Annotated in this window: 18 protein-coding genes; 16 read left to right on the top strand and 2 right to left on the bottom strand. The window is 45.8% G+C overall.

What is annotated here, in order from left to right; genetic code table 11:
* Window positions 1-78 precede the first annotated feature (78 nt).
* The 8 genes from QFZ81_RS04815 (at window position 79) to QFZ81_RS04850 (ending at window position 6,643) form a co-directional block, all read left to right on the top strand.
* On the top strand, window positions 79-381 hold the full coding sequence (locus QFZ81_RS04815; protein WP_029194808.1) for an urease subunit gamma: 303 nt from the start codon (window positions 79-81) through the stop codon (window positions 379-381).
* A 22-nt stretch (window positions 382-403) separates the two neighbouring features.
* Window positions 404-787, top strand: a complete 384-nt coding sequence (locus tag QFZ81_RS04820) for an urease subunit beta (RefSeq protein WP_307447461.1) — start codon at window positions 404-406, stop codon at window positions 785-787.
* 13 nt (window positions 788-800) lie between these two features.
* Entirely contained in the window at window positions 801-2,483 is a 1,683-nt protein-coding gene (gene ureC, locus QFZ81_RS04825; RefSeq protein ID WP_373463764.1) for an urease subunit alpha, read from the top strand.
* A 41-nt stretch (window positions 2,484-2,524) separates the two neighbouring features.
* Window positions 2,525-3,259, top strand: coding sequence for an urease accessory protein UreF (locus QFZ81_RS04830; protein ID WP_307447455.1), 735 nt, complete (start codon window positions 2,525-2,527; stop codon window positions 3,257-3,259).
* 41 nt (window positions 3,260-3,300) lie between these two features.
* Entirely contained in the window at window positions 3,301-3,960 is a 660-nt protein-coding gene (gene ureG / locus QFZ81_RS04835; protein WP_307447452.1) for an urease accessory protein UreG, read from the top strand.
* Window positions 3,953-4,807, top strand: a complete 855-nt coding sequence (locus QFZ81_RS04840) for an urease accessory protein UreD (protein ID WP_307447450.1) — start codon at window positions 3,953-3,955, stop codon at window positions 4,805-4,807. Before ureG ends, QFZ81_RS04840 begins: the two co-directional genes overlap by 8 nt.
* 208 nt (window positions 4,808-5,015) lie before the next feature.
* Entirely contained in the window at window positions 5,016-5,993 is a 978-nt protein-coding gene (gene cyoE / locus QFZ81_RS04845; RefSeq protein WP_307447447.1) for a heme o synthase, read from the top strand.
* 17 nt (window positions 5,994-6,010) lie between these two features.
* Window positions 6,011-6,643: an SCO family protein gene (locus QFZ81_RS04850; protein WP_307601669.1), complete on the top strand. Its 633-nt coding sequence runs from the start codon at window positions 6,011-6,013 to the stop codon at window positions 6,641-6,643.
* A gap of 21 nt (window positions 6,644-6,664) precedes the next feature.
* Here QFZ81_RS04850 and QFZ81_RS04855 read toward each other — a convergent pair whose 3' ends face one another.
* Window positions 6,665-7,018, bottom strand: a complete 354-nt coding sequence (locus QFZ81_RS04855; RefSeq protein ID WP_047681520.1) for a ribonuclease M5 — start codon at window positions 7,016-7,018, stop codon at window positions 6,665-6,667.
* Between the two features lie 168 nt (window positions 7,019-7,186).
* Entirely contained in the window at window positions 7,187-8,353 is a 1,167-nt protein-coding gene (locus tag QFZ81_RS04860) for an MFS transporter (protein ID WP_307601671.1), read from the bottom strand.
* Between the two features lie 321 nt (window positions 8,354-8,674).
* Here QFZ81_RS04860 and QFZ81_RS04865 point away from each other — a divergent pair, with 321 nt between their 5' ends.
* From QFZ81_RS04865 to QFZ81_RS04900, 8 genes are all read left to right on the top strand, one after another.
* Complete coding sequence (locus tag QFZ81_RS04865) at window positions 8,675-9,109, top strand: hypothetical protein (protein WP_171641008.1); 435 nt, start codon at window positions 8,675-8,677, stop codon at window positions 9,107-9,109.
* A gap of 40 nt (window positions 9,110-9,149) precedes the next feature.
* Window positions 9,150-10,298, top strand: coding sequence for a transglutaminase domain-containing protein (locus tag QFZ81_RS04870; RefSeq protein WP_307601673.1), 1,149 nt, complete (start codon window positions 9,150-9,152; stop codon window positions 10,296-10,298).
* Between the two features lie 172 nt (window positions 10,299-10,470).
* Window positions 10,471-11,193 (top strand): HAD-IA family hydrolase, encoded by a 723-nt coding sequence (locus QFZ81_RS04875; RefSeq protein WP_307447430.1) that lies wholly within the window; start codon window positions 10,471-10,473, stop codon window positions 11,191-11,193.
* A gap of 18 nt (window positions 11,194-11,211) precedes the next feature.
* A complete protein-coding gene (locus tag QFZ81_RS04880) occupies window positions 11,212-13,272 on the top strand; it encodes a peptidoglycan D,D-transpeptidase FtsI family protein (protein ID WP_307601674.1) in 2,061 nt (686 codons plus the stop codon).
* 879 nt (window positions 13,273-14,151) lie between these two features.
* Window positions 14,152-16,026: an asparagine synthase (glutamine-hydrolyzing) gene (gene asnB / locus QFZ81_RS04885; protein WP_307606830.1), complete on the top strand. Its 1,875-nt coding sequence runs from the start codon at window positions 14,152-14,154 to the stop codon at window positions 16,024-16,026.
* Window positions 16,027-16,062: 36 nt separating this feature from the next.
* A complete protein-coding gene (locus QFZ81_RS04890; protein WP_307447424.1) occupies window positions 16,063-16,797 on the top strand; it encodes a Cof-type HAD-IIB family hydrolase in 735 nt (244 codons plus the stop codon).
* A 42-nt stretch (window positions 16,798-16,839) separates the two neighbouring features.
* Entirely contained in the window at window positions 16,840-17,319 is a 480-nt protein-coding gene (locus QFZ81_RS04895) for a DUF456 domain-containing protein (RefSeq protein WP_307447421.1), read from the top strand.
* Between the two features lie 33 nt (window positions 17,320-17,352).
* Window positions 17,353-19,026, top strand: coding sequence for a putative polysaccharide biosynthesis protein (locus QFZ81_RS04900; protein WP_307447417.1), 1,674 nt, complete (start codon window positions 17,353-17,355; stop codon window positions 19,024-19,026).
* Window positions 19,027-19,029: the final 3 nt, after the last annotated feature.

Here is a 19,029-nt window from a genome sequence, read left to right on the forward strand (position 1 = left end):
ATGATTTACAATCATGGAATACACGAATATAATAAGGATAAGTAATTACCATTATTCGGATTTTAATGAGGTGAAGATGTGCATTTAACGGAGAGAGAAAAAGAAAAGCTGCTCATTACTGTGGCAGCTGATCTCGCACGCCGAAGACTTGCCAGAGGCTTGAAACTGAATTATCCCGAAAGCATAGCTCTGCTAACATCCGAAATTATGGAAGGAGCAAGGGATGGGTTGACCGTTGCTCAATTGATGGCATTCGGTACAACGATTCTGAGAGCTGAGCAAGTTATGGAAGGTGTACCTCAAATGATTCATGAGGTGCAGGTAGAGGCTACGTTTCCCGATGGGACCAAATTAGTTACCGTACACGAGCCAATAACCTAACTATACAAATGGGGGCGAGAAGATGGTTCCAGGAGAATATCGAACAGTCAAAGGATATATTGAAATGAATATAGGAAGACAAACGATTGAACTTATCGTTACGAATACAGGAGATCGTCCCATTCAGGTGGGCTCGCATTTTCATTTTTTTGAAGTGAACAGAGCTTTGGACTTCCCGAGAGAACAAGCCTATGGCATGCGATTGGACATTCCAGCGGGAACGGCTGTCCGTTTTGAGCCAGGAGAACAGAAACCTATTCAGCTAGTTGAACTTGGTGGAGCGAAACTTTCTTATGGACTAAATAACTTGAGTAAAGGCTTAGCAGCTATTGGAAATATGTCAAGTGCTGCGAGAGAAAGATGGCAAGCATGGGAGGGAAAGCCCGGTGAATCGAATAGATCGTAAAAGTTATGCGTCCATGTTCGGACCTACAACTGGAGATGCCATTCGTTTGGCTGATACCGAGCTTTGGGCACAAATAGAGCATGATTACACCGTATACGGTGATGAATGTAAATTTGGCGGCGGCAAGGTCATTCGGGATGGGATGGGGCAATCCAGCGGTGCTACCCGTGACCAAGGTGTTCTAGATACCCTCATTACAAATGCGGTTATTATCGACCACTGGGGTATTGTCAAAGGTGATATCGGCATCAAGGATGGTCATATCGTGGGTATCGGTAAAGCGGGGAACCCGGACATTATGGATGGCGTTCATCCGAATATGATCGTGGGCGCGAGCACGGAAGTCATTGCGGGTGAAGGTAAGATTGTAACCGCGGGCGGGATCGACGCGCACATTCATTTTATTTGCCCCCAACAAATTGAAACGGCACTTTCCTCTGGTGTGACGACAATGATTGGTGGCGGGACGGGGCCTGCTACAGGAACGAATGCCACAACTTGTACACCAGGTGCATGGCACATGCAGCGTATGCTGGAGGCAGCTGAAGCTTTTCCCATGAATTTGGGCTTTACGGGTAAAGGTAATGCTTCTTTTCTAGCCCCGTTGACGGAACAAATTGAAGCGGGAGCTATTGGTTTGAAGCTTCATGAAGATTGGGGAACGACGCCGGCAGCAATCGACACTTGTCTAGAAGCAGCAGATCAATATGACGTTCAAGTAGCCATTCACACCGATACATTAAATGAAGCGGGATTTCTCGAGGATACACTGGCAGCCATCAAGGGCCGTACGATTCATACGTATCATACCGAAGGAGCAGGCGGTGGGCATGCGCCGGATATTATCCGTGCAGCTGCTGAGCTTAACGTACTGCCGTCTTCGACAAACCCGACACGTCCATATACGATCAATACCATTGAAGAACATTTGGATATGCTCATGGTGTGTCATCATTTGGACAGCCGTATCCCCGAGGATGTTGCTTTCGCGGATTCCCGGATTCGCCCGGAAACGATTGCTGCGGAAGATATTCTTCATGATCTAGGTGTCTTCAGCATGCTAAGCTCGGATTCTCAGGCAATGGGGCGGGTTGGCGAGGTCATTATTCGAACATGGCAAACCGCTGATAAGATGAAGAAACAGCGTGGACCGCTGACTCCCGATACGGAAGATGGCGACAATTTCCGAATTAAACGTTACATCGCCAAATATACGATAAATCCGGCGATTACACATGGTGTTTCGCACCTTGTCGGCTCCATTGAGCCTGGGAAATTCGCGGATCTTGTCATTTGGAGTCCAATGTTCTTCGGGGTTAAGCCGGATCTGGTACTCAAAGGCGGCAGTATCGCCTACGCGCAGATGGGAGATCCCAACGCTTCAATTCCAACACCGCAGCCTGTATTTGGGCGTCCGATGTTTGCTGCTTTTGGTAAAGCTTTGACGCAAAGCTCGATTACTTTCGTCTCTCAAGCAGCTTATGATCGTGGCATCGCTGAGAAATTAGGGCTGCAAAAGCGTGTCGAGCCTGTGAAAGGGTGTCGTCATATATCGAAGAAAGACATGATTCATAATAACGGCACGCCTTCTATAGAAGTAAACCCAGAGACCTATGAAGTGAAAGTTGATGGGGAAGCCATTACTTGTGAGCCAGCAACTGAGCTGCCGATGGCGCAGTTATATTTTTTGTTTTAAAAGAGCGGGAAGTCCCTGATCGAGGTGACGATATAATAGCGATGAGAACAAAGACAACGACAACAACGACATTCATTGAAGAGATGACTCCAAGGTTTCACTGGCTCGCTTATCAGCAGCTTCTGGATTCAGCCTTACCCATTGGCGGATTCTCTCATTCCTTTGGTTTGGAAACGCTCGTTCAGCAAGAGCGCTTAACAACGATTGAAGAGCTCGAAGCTTATATTCGTACGATGCTCGCCAATAGTTGGGCAACGTCAGATGCGATGGTAATCAAAGCTGCCTATACCCAAATTCCAAGGCAGGAATGGGATCAGCTCTGGGAGATCGACCATATGCTGCATGTGCAACGTGTATCAAGTGAAGCGAGGAGCGGCGTTCAAAAGATGGGCCGCAGGCTTCTCCAGCTATCGCGCTCGATGTACCCCGAGCTGAACTGGCTGCCTCTGGACGAAGCAGTGAAAGCCGGCCGCTGCAGCTCCAATCATCCGATTGTCCATGGATGGGTGAGCTATCACCTCGGTGTGCCCTTACATCAAGCGGCGGAAGGTTATCTTTATAGCTGTATCATGACCTGTATCAACAGTGCGCTTAGACTCATGTCCATAGGGCAAACTCAAGGACAAATTCTTCTTGCGAAACTGCTTCCTTTGACCGGAAGCGAGTGGCAGCGTGTAGCGCATTTGGATCCCTTGGATGCGTATACGAATTCACCAGCCGCAGATCTGGCCATGATGCAGCACGAAACCCTGTATTCGCGATTATTCATGTCTTAATGAGGCAAATATGCCCTATCATAATTTTAGGAGGAATGACTATGTGTCAAGGTCAAGGTCATCATCACCACCAATGGGAGAAACCAGCTGTGGATCGGAGTCGCCCAATGCGTATTGGAATCGGCGGACCTGTTGGCTCTGGTAAGACGGCGCTAGTGGAGCGTCTGGCTCGGAAACTCAATAACCGCTATAGTATTGCGGTGATTACGAATGATATCTATACGAAGGAAGATGCCCGTATATTGATTAGTTCCGAAGTACTGCCTGAGGACCGGATTATTGGGGTAGAAACAGGCGGATGCCCGCATACAGCGATTCGAGAGGATGCTTCGATGAATTTCGAAGCTATCGAAGAGCTGGAGAAGCGATTCGATAATCTTGATATTATTTTCATCGAGAGTGGCGGCGATAACTTGGCTGCAGCGTTCAGCCCGGAGTTGGTAGATCGCTTCATCTATATTATAGATGTCGCCCAAGGGGAGAAAATACCGCGCAAAGGCGGTCCTGGCATTATGCGTTCCGATATGCTCATTATCAACAAAATCGATCTAGCCCCGTATGTAGGCGCCAGCCTGGAAGTGATGGATTCGGATACGAAGAAGATGCGCGGCGACCGTCCGTATATTTTCTCAAACCTGATGGGCGGTACAGGGTTAGACGATATTGTTACATGGGTGGAACAGGAGTTCCGCCATGCCTAGAGTGACTGGGGAGATTAAGGCGGAATTTGCGTTACGCGGCAGCTTGACGCAGCTTGTCCACAAATACCACGCCTCCCCGCTCAAAATCGCCAAAACGTTTCGTTACGAGAACGAAACACTCATCCAGGACGCCCATCCTGCGGATCAATTGGGCGTCTATATGATGGACTGCTCCCCAGGACTCATGTCGGGGGATCATTACGAAATCAACGTGCGCCTTGGAGAGGGCGCACGTGTTTTTCTAACGAACCAATCGTTCACGAAGGTTCATCCGTCTGAGGTTGGTCACGGAAGCACGCAGCGTCAGACGGTTCAATTGGAAGCTGACGCGCTGCTGGAATACATGCCAGAGCCCTTAATGCTCTATAAGGATGCAAGCCTAGCCGCAGAAATGGATGTTCATTTATCACCGGGGTCTGCATTGATTTTCTCAGATGTATGTTGTCCGGGACGAACGCAGCGAGGCGAAATATTTCAGTACTCCCGTTATATGAATCGTATGAAAGTTTGGCACGGCAAGGAATTGATTTTTTATCAGAATCAAAGAATTGAACCACAGACCATGCAGCTATCAGCACCAGGTTGCTGGGAGCGGGAAACACACCTTGGTAATCTGTACATTTTCTCGGATCGTCTTAAACAGCGTCATCTTGAGAAAGTATTGGAGAGTCTTGAGAAGCTTGAGGGTGTAGAGGTCCGTATCGGGGCCAGTCTTACGTATAAATACGGTTTGATTGTCACAGTCATGGGAAGACATGCTTGGGAACTACAGCTGGCTTTGACGAAGGCATGGCATGAAATTCGCCGCAGTTTATTAGCCTTAACACCACTTATGGTAAATAAATAAATAGGATTTATACGATTGAAAGGAGCCCTGGGGGCTCCTTTTTGCATGAAATCGAATGTTCCGATCATTTTCCACGCATACTGGAAGGAGAATCGACAATATGATGACAACTGGCTGCACTTCATTGTCAAACGATGTAAGGGTTGGTATGATGAGAATGTTCATTATTCAGTTTGCTCGGAAATTCGACATAGAGGAGGACGTTTACGTGGGAAATCAAGTTAGCTACGAAAGCGTTGCGAACGGTTCGTCACAAGGGTCTATTGGGACAGATTCCATAGAAGCTAGCAATACTCAGGCATCGGCTGAGCCTGTGACCTTAAAAGATTTTTATCGCTTGGTTAAGCCAGGCATTATTTATTCCAATCTAATGACAGCTTTTGCTGGCTATTGGATGGCGGCCCATTGGGAAGTAAGCTGGGTACACCTTATTATGACCATGCTAGGAACAGCTCTTGTAATGGCAGGAGGAACGGTGCTCAACAATTATTTGGACCGTGAAATGGATGCGAAGATGGAACGGACGCAGAATAGAGCTCTTCCAAGCGGGAGAATGAGTGCTAATGTCGTTCTATGGTACGGTATTATTTTAGGAACGATCGGTCTAGGAGTCCTATATTTTGGAGCGCAATCGCCTCTTGCAACGTTGATCGGACTGATTGGACTGTTCTTATATGTTTGGCTCTATACAGCATGGTTTAAGAGAACTTCGGTATGGAGTACATTCGTTGGGGCATTCTCTGGTGCTACACCTCCCGTTATTGGATACTGTGCAGTAAGTGGTACGGTTGATCTAGGTGCTATTCTCCTTTTTGCTTTCCTATTTCTCTGGCAGCCTCCGCATTTCTGGGCTCTTGGGATTCGACGTATGGAAGAATATCGCGCTGCAGGATTCCCGCTTTTACCCGTCGTGAAGGGGACTTACGTGACCAAGATCAGTATGGTGCGTTATGTGGTTTTGCTTGTTCCTGTAACCGTGATGTTAACGGCTTATGGATATGTGGGTTATTTGTTTTTATTCGCATCAACCATCTTAGGATTGATTTGGGCTTTCATGAGTATCAAAGGATTTAAGGCAACAGGTGAGGCCGAAGTGGTATGGGCCAAGCGTATGTTCCTATTCTCACTGTTGTATTTAACTCTCTTATCGTTCCTCATGGTCATTGATACTGTGAAAATTAGTTAGAATTGAGGGCTGAAGTAATGAGTACGTTTTTCGGGAAAAATTGGTTTAAACTTGCGCTGGGCGCTATATTAATTGCCATGATTGCATCATTTGCCTATAAATTATGGGCTAACGGCAGTGAACCTGACCAACGCTTAACAGCAATGAAACAAGCTCCTTCGTTCCAATTGGAGGACTTAGATGGCAAACCCGTTGCCTCTCAGGATATGGATGGTAAGGTTAGACTTGTATACTTCTTTTATTCCTTTTGTCCGGATGTTTGCATGCCGACGACTTTCTTGCTTTCTCAGGTTCAGGAATCTTTGAAGAAAAAAGACTTACTGGGTACTAAAGCGGAAATTGTATCCATAACAGTCGATCCAAAACGAGATACACCGGAAGTGCTTAAAGAATTTGGAAACCGATTTGAATCGAAGCCAGTTCCGGGTGGGTGGACATTCCTGCGTGGTGAGGAATCGAAAATTCACAAGCTTGCTGAAGATTTCGGCATTATGGTGATTAAAGAAAAGGATGGTAATTTCTCGCATTCGAATGCTATTTTGCTGGTTGACCCAAAAGGAAAACTCCGGAATTATTATGATGCGAGCAACCCAGAGTTGGATGTTGACCATATTGTCAAAGATGTCGTGACCTTATCTAAAGGAAAATAAGTCAATCATTCATGGTGTTAACTATTCAAAAGCAGGGTCTGGAGCGGGGTATTTGATATACTCATCCAGCCCTGCTTTTTCTAATTGCTGAATGATGTATTCCTCAGGTGTTCCTTCGACGCCAGCATACCCTCTGCGCGTATATATTTGTTCTGCGTCTGGAAACGTTTCTCGCAATAGAAAACGTATTTTTTTGCCGGATGCATCATTATCCGTAAATATGAACACATGATTGTCTTCCGCTTTTTTTCTCAGTTCTTCAAGAGTTAACGAGCTGGGGGTACCGAATGTACATAAGATCACGACACTTTCATCAACCACGCGTTTTAACCGGCTTTTATCATTTTTACCTTCTACTATGATTACAATCGACATGGGATTTCCTCACTTTAGGTTTTTTTGTAGTATAACCCGTTTTCGCAAGTGATCCAAGGATTTCATTCGACGATTAGGCAAATATGATGCTGTCATTTCCCGGGAAATGACAGGGATTGACAGCGCAAAAGACGGCTTGATAAGCTCAAGCCGCCATTTTATCGGCAATTACGTTGTAATAGGCGTTTTAAATGTGCGCAGCGGTAAGAGGGAAAGTGCTAGCATTAAGACGAAAAACGCGATGAAGTAAGAGGAAATGTGGTCGCGAAGCTGTCCGGCCATCATGGGACCGATAAAGGCGCCAACGGAATAGGAGATGGAAAGAAGGGAAAAGACGCGTCCATATCGATTGCTGCTTGTTATACCGGCAAGAAGGGCAGCGAGAGCGGGATAAATGATACCTTTCGCCATTCCGATTAGGAAAAGGGAAACCGTGAGTGGTATCGGCCACTGAATGGCTAAACCGAAGAAAATGATCGCAAGCGAGATACTTCCACAGACCGTTCGGATAAACGGGGGGATCTTATTTAAGAACCAGAAGCTGATGCTTAACAGAGCGCCTAAACTGATTAAAGTGAAAAAAACGCCGGACGTTAGGATAGAATCTCTGGCCGACTGCATAAGTGGAAGCTCAAAGAAAAGAATGCCTTGCGAGCAGGAGAGAGCCATTGGAATGAGAAAGAATAACCATGGAATCGTTACGCTGGCGGGTAGGTCTGATTCATCACTCAGCATGCCATGACCATGATCATCTAAGATGGGGGATTTGCTTCCTGTTTGCGCTAGGAGCTGCTTTTCTTTCACACCGAAGATGGCAAGTATGCCTGTGATAATAAGAATCCAACCTAACACGGAGAAGGCTGTTGTAAATCCAATTTTGGCAACTAACACAGCGCCTGCTGCTGGAGATACCACGGAAGCAAGGGTATGTATGAGACCGTTGCCAGCCATCAGTTTACTTTGATGGATGCGATCCTTGGCTATGCGTGCAAGCAACGATAAGCAGGCAGGGGATAAGAAGGCGAGTACGAATCCGCTAATCGAACGAATATATAGCAAGTGCCAAGGATCTTTCACATTGGATTGAAAAAGTAAGATGATCCCTGCTACAATCAGGCTAAAGACAATAAAGATTTTACTTCCATATTTGTCCACGCCATAGCCAGCGATTAGATTCCCAGGCAAATGTGTAATTGAGTATACGCCCATAATTAGCCCTATAAATGAAGGAGCTGCTCCTAAAGATAAGGCGAAGGGAGAAAGAATCGGGTACTGCGCGTGTAAATCAAAAAAAGCAACAAACATAAATAAGTACAACCAAATAGCTGTTCGCATGTTCTCACCACCTCAATCATTTAGACTTGTCTCTTCTTAAGATGTACGCCGCTCGTCCTATAGATATGACCTTTCCATACAAATGACACAATTCTGTTTTTAGGAGGCTTTATGGACGCATATGTGATTGTTTTACTCGCTGGCGCAGCTATTTTCCTGATTTTTCGCTTGAGACAGTCTTTTCGAAAGACGAGAAGTAGAGTCGATAAAACGGAGGAGATAGAACGAAAGTTAGCCCTGTTAAGGAAAAAAAGAGATGAAGATTAAGGATTCCTTGTAGTATGATAGGAAGGGACTTTTGGATAATTAGGAGGGGTTAGTTTGGATCAGTGGATTTCCTTTGCGCAGGATCGTTGGTACTTAATTGTGGCCGCTATTATTGTGCTTTTTATCGTGATCGGAATTGTGAAAACCGTGGTGAAATGGATTGTGGTCATCGCAATTGTTGGGGCTCTCGTCGTTTATGGAGCGAGCTATAAGGATAAAATAAAGGATATTGGGGCAAGCGTGGTTTCGCAAGTCGGTGATGAAATCAAAGATAAGGCTGTCAGTACGTTGACCTCGGAAGCCAAAGATGCCCAATTTAAAGCGAATCCGGACGGTTCCTTTCTCATTACGACGAAGAGCTTAAAGGTGGAAGGCAAGGCAGGGACGGATGAAGTACAAGTCACCTTTCTTGGTAAAACGTTTAAGATGAACGCCAACGCAGCCGTTAATGCTTTCATCGAGCAAGCAAAGAAAAACGCTAAGCAGTAAGAAGAGTCATTTTTTATAAAAAATAGGATGGTGAGAAATCATGACGGATATGACGTGGTTACAATCAACTTCGATAAATTTAATATCCATCGTGATCGTTCTCACATTTGTAGGCTCAGTCGTTCAAGGGTTTTTCCGGGGAGGATCAGGTTCAGCCAAGCATCTTCTGTCTATGCTCGTTGAGGCGGTTATCGTCATTCTGTCCATGTTCATTGCGTGGAAAGGGGTCCAGTGGATATCGCCTGTGATACAAATCTGGCTGAAAGGGCAGAATTTGCAAATTCCATCCGTAGAGATAAGCATGCTTAAACAAATCTATTATACGGCTATGACGAGTATCCGCGATTTCCCGCTGCTGCGTTTCGGTATATTGTTTTTACTTGGCTATATGATCGTGAAGCAACTGCTGAACCTATTGATTGATCCCTTGTTAGGAAGTTGGCTGGCTAATCGTGATCCTTACAGGGAGCGCAGCAACTCTTTTATTAGTTCTGTCTCTGGTGGAGCCATCGGTTCTGTCGCAGGATTCGCTAGGGCGCTCATTCTTATTGCTGTGCTTTTCATTTATGTAACGTTATTCCCTCACTCTTTGGTCACACCATACATTGAATCATCACAGATGTATCAGAAAGGTGCTAAAGAAGTAATTTCACCCTTCACGGGTGACTTCATTGCCGACAAAGTGCCCGTGTTCACACGTGCTGTCGAACAGGAATTTACGAATATCCTGCAGCGTAAGTATGAAGTTCTAGACGCGAAAATTCCAGGCAATATTGCTGATGCGGCCAAAGAAGTAACCGCCAGTGGGAAGACGGATGAAGAGAAGGCCAAGCTGTTGTATAAATGGGTAGGCGGCTACATCAAATATGATTGGGATAAGGTAACTCTGTATGAAGAGAAACGAATCTGGAAAGAACAGACGCCGGAGGATACCTTCAACACCCGCGAAGGGGTTTGTATAGACTACTCTAGGTTGTATGCACAGATGGCCAGATCCATCGGACTTGATGTGAAAGTTGTGACGGGGCTAGGCTATGACGGGCAGGGCAGCTATGGGCCTCACGCTTGGAACGAAGTTTACCTGAAAGAGTCTGATCGCTGGGTACCGCTAGATTCAACCTGGGTGGCAAGCGGTGGCAACTGGTTCAATCCGCCTAACTTCGATCAAACTCATGTTAAGGACGCTTAAAAAGTATCGGCAAGAAAGCTTTTCCTTTGGAGATCAAGGGAGGGCTTTTTTTTGTTTAAGGCGACCGAACTTTTAAGGGAATTCATGGATAGATCTGGAGGGTTTTCTCATATCATGATTAAATGTGGTACACTGATAAGGTGCGATTGTTTATAAGAATGAGGGAGATTATATGCGAAAACCATTACAGGAATATAAGATGATTTACTTAGACGCTGGGGACACTTTACTTACGATTCCGGCGGCCCAGACGATATTGAAACAGTATTTACAATTGCGATCTGTGGATCGTGATGAAGCTCATATTAGTGAACTATTTACGGAAGCTTTTCGTCTTTTTTATTATGTGAATAAGCAGGACAATTTCGTGGTTTGCAGTCCAGAGTCAGATCGTGAGTTCTGGGTCAATCTATATAAATATGTGCTCCATAAATTGGGCATACACGAGGAGTGGACAGAGGAAGAGATTTATACCTGCTGCCATGAGCTCTACGACATTTACACGGCACCCGAGTATTATGAATTGTTTGATGATGTTAAACCATTTTTAGATGGTTTGAAGGCCCAAGGTTTTCGAATAGGGATTATCAGCAATTTTGCTCCTACCTTGAAAGCCATATTGGAGGATAAGGGGATTTTGCATGATTTCGACCCCGTCATTGTTTCAACAGAAGTTGGTCTAGAGAAGCCCGATCCGGCGATCTTCCAGCTTGCCCTGGATAGGGCGGGGTTAGAGGCTAAGGATATTCTTTATATCGGCGACCATGAGACGAATGATATTTGGGCGCCAAGTCAAGTCGGCATCGATGCTGTTCGAATAATCCGTTATTCCTATCATACAGGGGAGGGTATTCATTCCCTGCTTGAGCTATTTCATGAGCAAGCCATAGCGTAAGAAAGGATCTGAGAAGCGATGAAGTCATCCATTATGGATGATCCGAAGAAAAAAGAGGTTACCAAAAAGCGGCACTTTTCGTTTCGGATCAATATATTTTTCTTTGTAACGTTTTTATTATTTTCTGTCTTAATCGTGCGTTTGGCTATCTTACAATTCGTTCAAGCCAAAGATCTTAAAGAGGCGGAGAATACAAATACGAATCAGACCACGAGTATCGCTCCCATTCGAGGTAATATCTACGACTCTACCAAATCTCCTCTTGCTTATACGATTCCAGTTCAGTCCTTGTTTTTCCGTATTGAACCAGGTCAACAAAACAAAGATGAAGTGATTGCACTAGCTCAGCGGCTAAAGGTTGATGTTCTTGATAAATATGCCAAACCGAATTCGGTCAGCCCTACGCCAGAAGAGATCGTTCTAGCGATGGATTTAGGTTACGATATTAATAAAAATAAGGTGAAAGATCCGAGTTATTATTGGGTACCGCGACGGATAAAGGCTGATTTATCTAAAGGGGAAATGGCCTATTTACTAGAGCACCGAGATGAATTTAAGTGGTTAGAAGTGACGGAAGAAAGTATCCGTACGTATGAAATGGATGATGATAATACGACGATTGCCACACATTTAGTTGGATATTTAAAATCATTTTCTACGCAGACGGCCAAAGATATCTATAAAGATAGCCCAAGTAGCGAAGAATATCTGAACACAGAAAATGTAGGGTTTGACGGCATTGAACGTATGTATCAGGATGAGCTGCGCGGTAAAAACGGGAGTAGGAAATATCCAGTAAATGCGGCTATGAAAATTATCGGAAGAGCCGAAGTGACAGCGCCTATAAAAGGGAATAATCTATATCTTTCGATTAATAAAGATATCCAGAAGGCAACAGAGAGAATGCTGGAGGAACATATCAAATATTTACGCAGTCCCTCTCATGCCAATGATCTGTATATGAAAACCGGGATGAAGGCCTCCTCTGGTTTTGCCGTTGCGATGGAAGTGGATACGGGGCGCGTTGTCACTATGGCAAACTATCCGGATTACGATGCGAATGCTTGGACCGGAGGTATTTCGCCAAATATTTACAAAGAAATTGGTACGTATATTTCTAATGGATCCATCATGACGGCTAAATCTAAATATCCAGATGAAAAAGAGAATGCGAAGCATCCGTCTTCCATTGTTTTTATGGGTTCAACCATTAAGCCTTTGTCGGTGTTAATCGGACTTAAGGAGAAATTATTCGGCGCTTATGAGAACTATTACGATTCAGGATCGTTTAGCTTTGGTAAGGGAGGGTCTAGTACTATCTCAAATTCGGGTAAAGCAGCTTACGGATATATTGATGCTGCTGGGGCTATTGAACACTCTTCTAACACGTTTATGTCCGAGAAAGTGGGCATTCCCTTCTATTCGAAATATGGGGGAGAAACACCAAAGGTCACAACGAAATGGGCAGAATACCTTGCGAAATTCGGTATGGGTGTGAAAACAGGAAGCGGACTTCCAGGTGAATTCGCAGGTTCGAATGATTTTATTAAAAATGCCCAAAAAGACAGCTACCAATCCGCAATGGTCTACGCCTCATGGGGACAGAATGAAAAAACGACAACACTGCAGCTAGCTCAATATACAGCTACACTTGCCAGTCGTGGGAAACGTATGAAGCCTCTTTTCGTAGATGAAATTCGAGATTACCAAGGTGAACTAGTTAAAAAGGTTGAGCCTGAAGTTATTCAGGATTCTTCCTCTGAATTTTCTAAAGAAGATTGGAATGTCATTATTCATGGGATGAAAAGTGGCGCCGAGGGCATTGATGAATTACCGTATAATGTAGCACGCAAAACAGGTACATCGACACAAGCAGTTTCGGGCGGCACGGTAGAAAATGCCGTATTTATCGCCTTTGCTCCCGTAGAGAATCCAAAGCTTGCCATAGCAGTGGTTGTACCTGAAGGTGGATTCGGACGCTATGGGGCATCCCCGATAGCAGCCAAAATCTTTCAGGCTTATGACGCGGCGAACGACGGTATTCTGACGAAGCTGGGCGGCGGAAAAAGGCCGTGGTAAATCACTGCTGAATTCGCTGTTATTCGAATTCATCCCAGCAGAGTGGATCAAATGGCATTGGAAGGAAAGAAATAAAGGTGTTAGTAAAAGGGATCTGCAAAAGCAGGTCCTTTTTCTCTTTGCTGAGATGGTGTATACTGCACGATCATTCGGTAAGAAACTAGGTTTTCTTAGCGTTTTGTTTGCTGTTTTTCGATTTTAGAGTCAATCAGCTTTCGTGAGGGCAAATGGCCTATAGAGGTTACCAATGTTGTGTTTTATACAACAATTTGCGTATGGATTCTCATTCATCCAGCAATTTCAATTGAGCATATATGACGATTGATCCTTATTTAAGACACCTCAATCTAGAGCAATATTGGATGAATGAATCGACGGTCTCTTTTTTGCAAGATTCGGTTGAACAATGCAGATTAGCTTACCTAATGTTGTACAAAGCACTACTTAACACGGATAAGTAAGCGAATGTTTCAGCATTACGTCTCTTGGGCGCAGCTTGCTTTGCATCAGCTGTATAAACACGCTCACTAATGGAAGGCGTAAGCTGGTTATTTCTATGCCTGTTCATGCAGCACACAAGTGCAGGAACCGTTTCCCATCCTTGAGCATATCCTAGTGTAAGGGAAAGAACATTTTCCACCCTAAAAGTTGCGCGAGGCAAACTTTTATGCACAGAGGAAAGGTGGAGGAATGTATGAAAAAAACCAGGTTATCAGCTTCATTAAAGCGACTTCTGATTTCCATCATTTTTCTATAGGATACAGCGCTTTCACGTACTTTCATCGCATTTCCAGTATGACGGACAGATATGGTATACTAATATATCGGTTGTCGAATAGAAAGATTGATGATGAATGGTACGGAGGAGTGAGTTTCACCATGTGTGGTATTACGGGTGTAATGTATTTTGAAGATAGAGAACCAACCACTGCAATGTTGCAGCAAATGACAGATGTTATTGTTCATCGGGGTCCGAACGATTCCGGTTTTTGGACGGATAATCGTATTGGTCTTGGCTTTCGCCGCTTGTCTGTTATTGACCTGAAAGAAGGGCATCAGCCTTTGGCTAATGAGGATGATTCTGTCTGGATCATTTTCAACGGGGAAATTTATAATTATAAAGCCCTGCGCAGTATGCTGCAGGAGCGTGGGCATCAATTCCGCACGCAAAGTGATACGGAGGTTATCGTTCACCTCTATGAGGAGTATGGAGAGGAATGCGTCAAATACATGCGCGGCATGTTTGGCTTCGTTATTTGGGACAAGAAAAAGAAGCAGCTGTTCGGTGCGAGAGACCACTTCGGCATTAAGCCGTTTTACTATCATGTCAATGACCGTCAGTTCTTGTTCGGCTCCGAAATTAAGAGCTTGCTGGCTGCGGACGGCATGAACCGGTTGATCCATACGGACAGCTTGCTGAACTATCTGACCTTTCAATACGTGCCGGAGCCTAACACTATGTTCCATGGCATACATAAGCTTCCACCTGGGCATACGGTCAAAATTACGTTCGACGGAGAAATGTCGATACATAAATATTGGGATCCTATGTTTGAGCCGGAGGAGCGCCCGTTTGACGAGTACGTGGAACAAATTCGTGAAACATTGAAGGATTCGGTCAAGCTTCACATGGTCAGTGATGTGGATCGGGGCTGCTTCTTGTCGAGCGGGATTGACTCGACGGCGATTGCAACACATATGAGGAATATCGAACCGATCCGCACGTTCTCTGTTGGCTTCGAAGGCGCCAACAATGAAACGCCGATTGCCGCCCAAACGGCTGCGGCATTAGGCACAGAGCATTACGACAAAATCATCACGCAGGATGATTTCTTCGGTACGATGCCGAAGGCGATCTGGCACCAGGACGAGCCTGTCGCCGATCCTTCGGCCATTGCCCTTTATCACGTGGCGAAGCTTGCGCGCGAGCACGTAACGGTTGTACTGTCCGGCGAAGGCGCGGACGAGCTGTTTGGCGGCTACCGCATTTATCGCGAGCCGCAATCCTTGCGTCCGATTGAACAGCTGCCTGCATCGGTGAAGCGCATGCTGAACCGCTTTGCCCGGGTTCTGCCAAGCAGTGTGAAGGGCCGCAACTATTTACTGCGCGGAACGACACCGCTTGAGGAGCGTTTCCTCGGCAACGCCAAGATTTTCTCCGAGGATATGAAAGCGGAGGTGCTGCGCCTTGATAGTGAGATGCTGCGCGCCTATAAGAATCCCGTACAAATTGCTGGCGATTATTACAGTAAGACGAAGCATCTTGATCCAGTAAGCCGGATGCAGTATATCGATATGAATCTATGGATGCCAGGGGATATTCTGATGAAGGCTGACAAGATGACGATGGCACACTCACTTGAGCTTCGAGTTCCGTTCCTCGATAAGGAACTGTTCGAAGTGGCACGCCGCATTCCGGCCAAGTACCGAATCGCGAATGGAACGACGAAGTACATTTTCCGAAAGGCCATGGAAGGTATCATCCCTGATCCCATCCTGAACCGTCCGAAGCTGGGCTTCCCGGTACCGCTGCGCGATTGGATGAAAGGTTCTATGGGCGATATGGTCCTGGAGCAAATTAAATCCAGCGGGATTGAAGATTATATTGACATCAACGCTGTGGAGCGCATGCTGCATAAGCATCGTAATAATCAGGGCGACTATGCTCGCCGCATTTGGACCATCTATATTTTTGCCCTCTGGCATGTGACATTCATGGAAGAACTGCCTAAGAAAGTGCTCGCTGCTTACTAGGTCTACTAATGACGTAGAGACAGGGGATGGGAAAACGTGGGATCTTATAAATTACTTGCCCTCGATATGGATGGCACCTTGCTGGACGATGACAAAAAAATATCAGATGAAAACCGAGAAGCGATTCAGGAAGCCACTAAAGCGGGTAAGATCGTTATTATGTCTACAGGACGCGGAGCTGTAAGCGCCATGCCTTATATTCAGGAGCTAGGACTTACCTCACCGCTTGTCGTGGTCAATGGGAGTGAAGTGTGGGAGTCTCCGACTAAATTACTTAAGCGGACCCTGCTCCCTGCTGAAACGGTACGTAATTTGCATACTCTAGCACAAACGTATGATTGTTGGTGGTGGGCTTATTCGGTGCAAGGTGTGTTCAATCGTGAGAGCGAAGCCATGGACATTGACAGCCAAGAATGGCTAAAGTTCGGTTATTTCACCGAAAATATGGAGAAACTTCAGCAAATCCGGGACATCGTTGAGGGATGGGGAACACTTGAAATAACGAATTCCCATCCATCTAATATTGAACTAAACCCACTAGGCATTAGTAAGGCGAGCGGCGTGGAGACTGTATGTCAGCTTCTAGGCATTAGCATGTCCGAAGTCATTGCGATGGGGGATAGCGAGAACGACATCGCGATGATTCGTGAAGTAGGTCTTGGTGTAGCTATGGGTAATGCACAGGATGAAGTGAAGCGTATTGCCGATATTACGACCGTTACCAACAATGAACATGCCATTGCTAAAGTGATTCGCACTTATATGCTGTAAAGTAGAAGTGATAAACCGCTTAGATTGGAGGAGATGCGATCTATGATCACCTTAGGCTGGACATTAGTTATCCTTTTATTTGTAGTGGGTATGATTGGTGCTGTTTATCCGGTGCTGCCCGGTGTGTTAGCGATTTATGGAGCTTTCTTCATCTATGGTTGGTTGATTAGCTTCGAACCGTTCGGCGTCTGGTTCTGGCTTATCCAATCCTTGATTGTCATCATCATCATGGTGGCCGATTACGCAGTAGGTGCGCTAGGGGTAAAGAGGTTTGGAGGCTCAAGGGCGGCTATCATCGGAAGTACAATTGGTCTTATCATTGGGCCTTTTGTTATTCCAGCTTTCGGCTTACTCATTGGCCCCTTCTTAGGCGCAGTGATTGGTGAAATTATCATCGGTACGTCGTGGAAAAAGGCGATAAGTGCCGGTGTCGGCTCTGTACTCGGTTTCTTTGCAAGCAGTGCGGTGAAAATTGCGCTTCAGCTGGCGATGATTATTATCTTTTTTATCTGGGTTTTTTAATGGAATGAATACTGTAAGAGAGTAGGAACGGACTTGACGAAGGAAACCAAAGATTCTCTAGTAAAAGGGACGCTCATTCTCACCGTGGCCGCGCTAATAGCGCGGTTTCTCGGCGTTTTCCAGCGAATTCCGCTGGTGCATTTGCTTCATGAGGAAGGAATGGGCAGTTATTCCATTGCTTTTAATCTATATTCGATCTTACTTGTTGTAGCAACAGCCGGTATCCCCAGCGCACTAAGCAAAATGGTTTCCGAGAAATATGCGATCGGAAGACCGGCAGAAGCGCAGCGGATTTATCGCGCGGCCATATGGTTTGCCATCGTAGCGGGAGTCGTGATGACGGCGCTGCTATATGTCTTTGCACCGATCTATGCCGAGCACATTTCACATGGTGGACCGGATGCCACACTCGCCACTCGCGCTATAGCGCCAGCCATGCTGTTCTTCCCGCTGATTGCTATTATGCGGGGCTATTTCCAAGGCAGACAAAACATGATGCCTAACGGGATTTCACAGGTTGTGGAACAAATATTCAGACTCGTAACCTCAATCGGACTCGCATTTATTTTATTGAACATCAGCTTAGGTTGGGGAGTTGCGGGTGCATCTTTCGGAGGGGTTATGGGAGGGATTGCGGCACTTGCCGTTATGCTTTACTATGCCTTGAAGCTGAAGCGCAGAGATGCGCAGTCGAACATAGCGGTCGAACAGATAGCTGCGGGAAGCACGCAATCACCACAATCACATACGCCAGTTCGTTATAGTGAAATCTATCGCAGCTTATTGAAGCTGTCGATTCCGATCGTTATTTTCTCTGTGACGGTTACACTTGTGTATGCGATCGACACTTCTATTATTATCCCGCTCTTAGAAGGGACCATTGGCAGAAGCGAAGCGCTTGGGCTTGTTGGTATTATAGGAGGACGTGCCCAGTCCCTGGCGGGGATTCCGATTATTTTGGCCATCGCGCTTAGTCAATCCGTCGTTCCCATCATCTCAGCGGCCTATTCCCGCAAAGATATGAAACAGGTTGGCCACCAGACAACAAGGGTGCTTCAACTCTCGATTCTTTCTGGGTTACCAGCCGTATTGGTGATCGCCATTGCTGCCCGTCCATTAGACTTCTTCATGTTCGGGCATGAGGATACCGCTTTTGGTATGAGCCATGGACCTCACATGATTTCTCTGCTCACATTAGGAGCTATGTTTCAAATCGTGATGCAGACATCGGGTGCAGTCCTTATGGGCATGGGCCGAATGAAACCGCTGATGCTGCATGTTGCCGTTGGTATTGCGGTCAAGCTAGCTGGTAGCTTCTTACTTGCGCAGTGGTTTGGGATCTATGGAATCATCGGCTCAACGGGTCTTTGTTTTATTGTCATGTCTTGGCTCAATTTACGCTCGCTTCGTAAAGAAGTCGACTTTACGATCCTCGGACGTCGTTTCATCGGATTACTGTTTTCCATCGTTGTCATAGTTATCCTTGGTCTAGGGGCAGAATGGCTCACACATACGTATGTGCATCCAACTCGCTGGTATCGACTAAATGAAGGAATAAATGCAGTACTTGTTTGTGGCTTCTCGGCTGCCTTGTATCCATTGATGCTGATGGTAACACGTGTTGTAACGAAGGACGATGTGAAAAACTTCCCATCGCCAGTGCAAAAGCTAATCGGCAAAGTGAGTCGTCTTATCAAACATTCCTAGCCA

This window comes from Paenibacillus sp. V4I9 (assembly GCF_030817295.1).
Taxonomy (GTDB): domain Bacteria; phylum Bacillota; class Bacilli; order Paenibacillales; family NBRC-103111; genus Paenibacillus_E.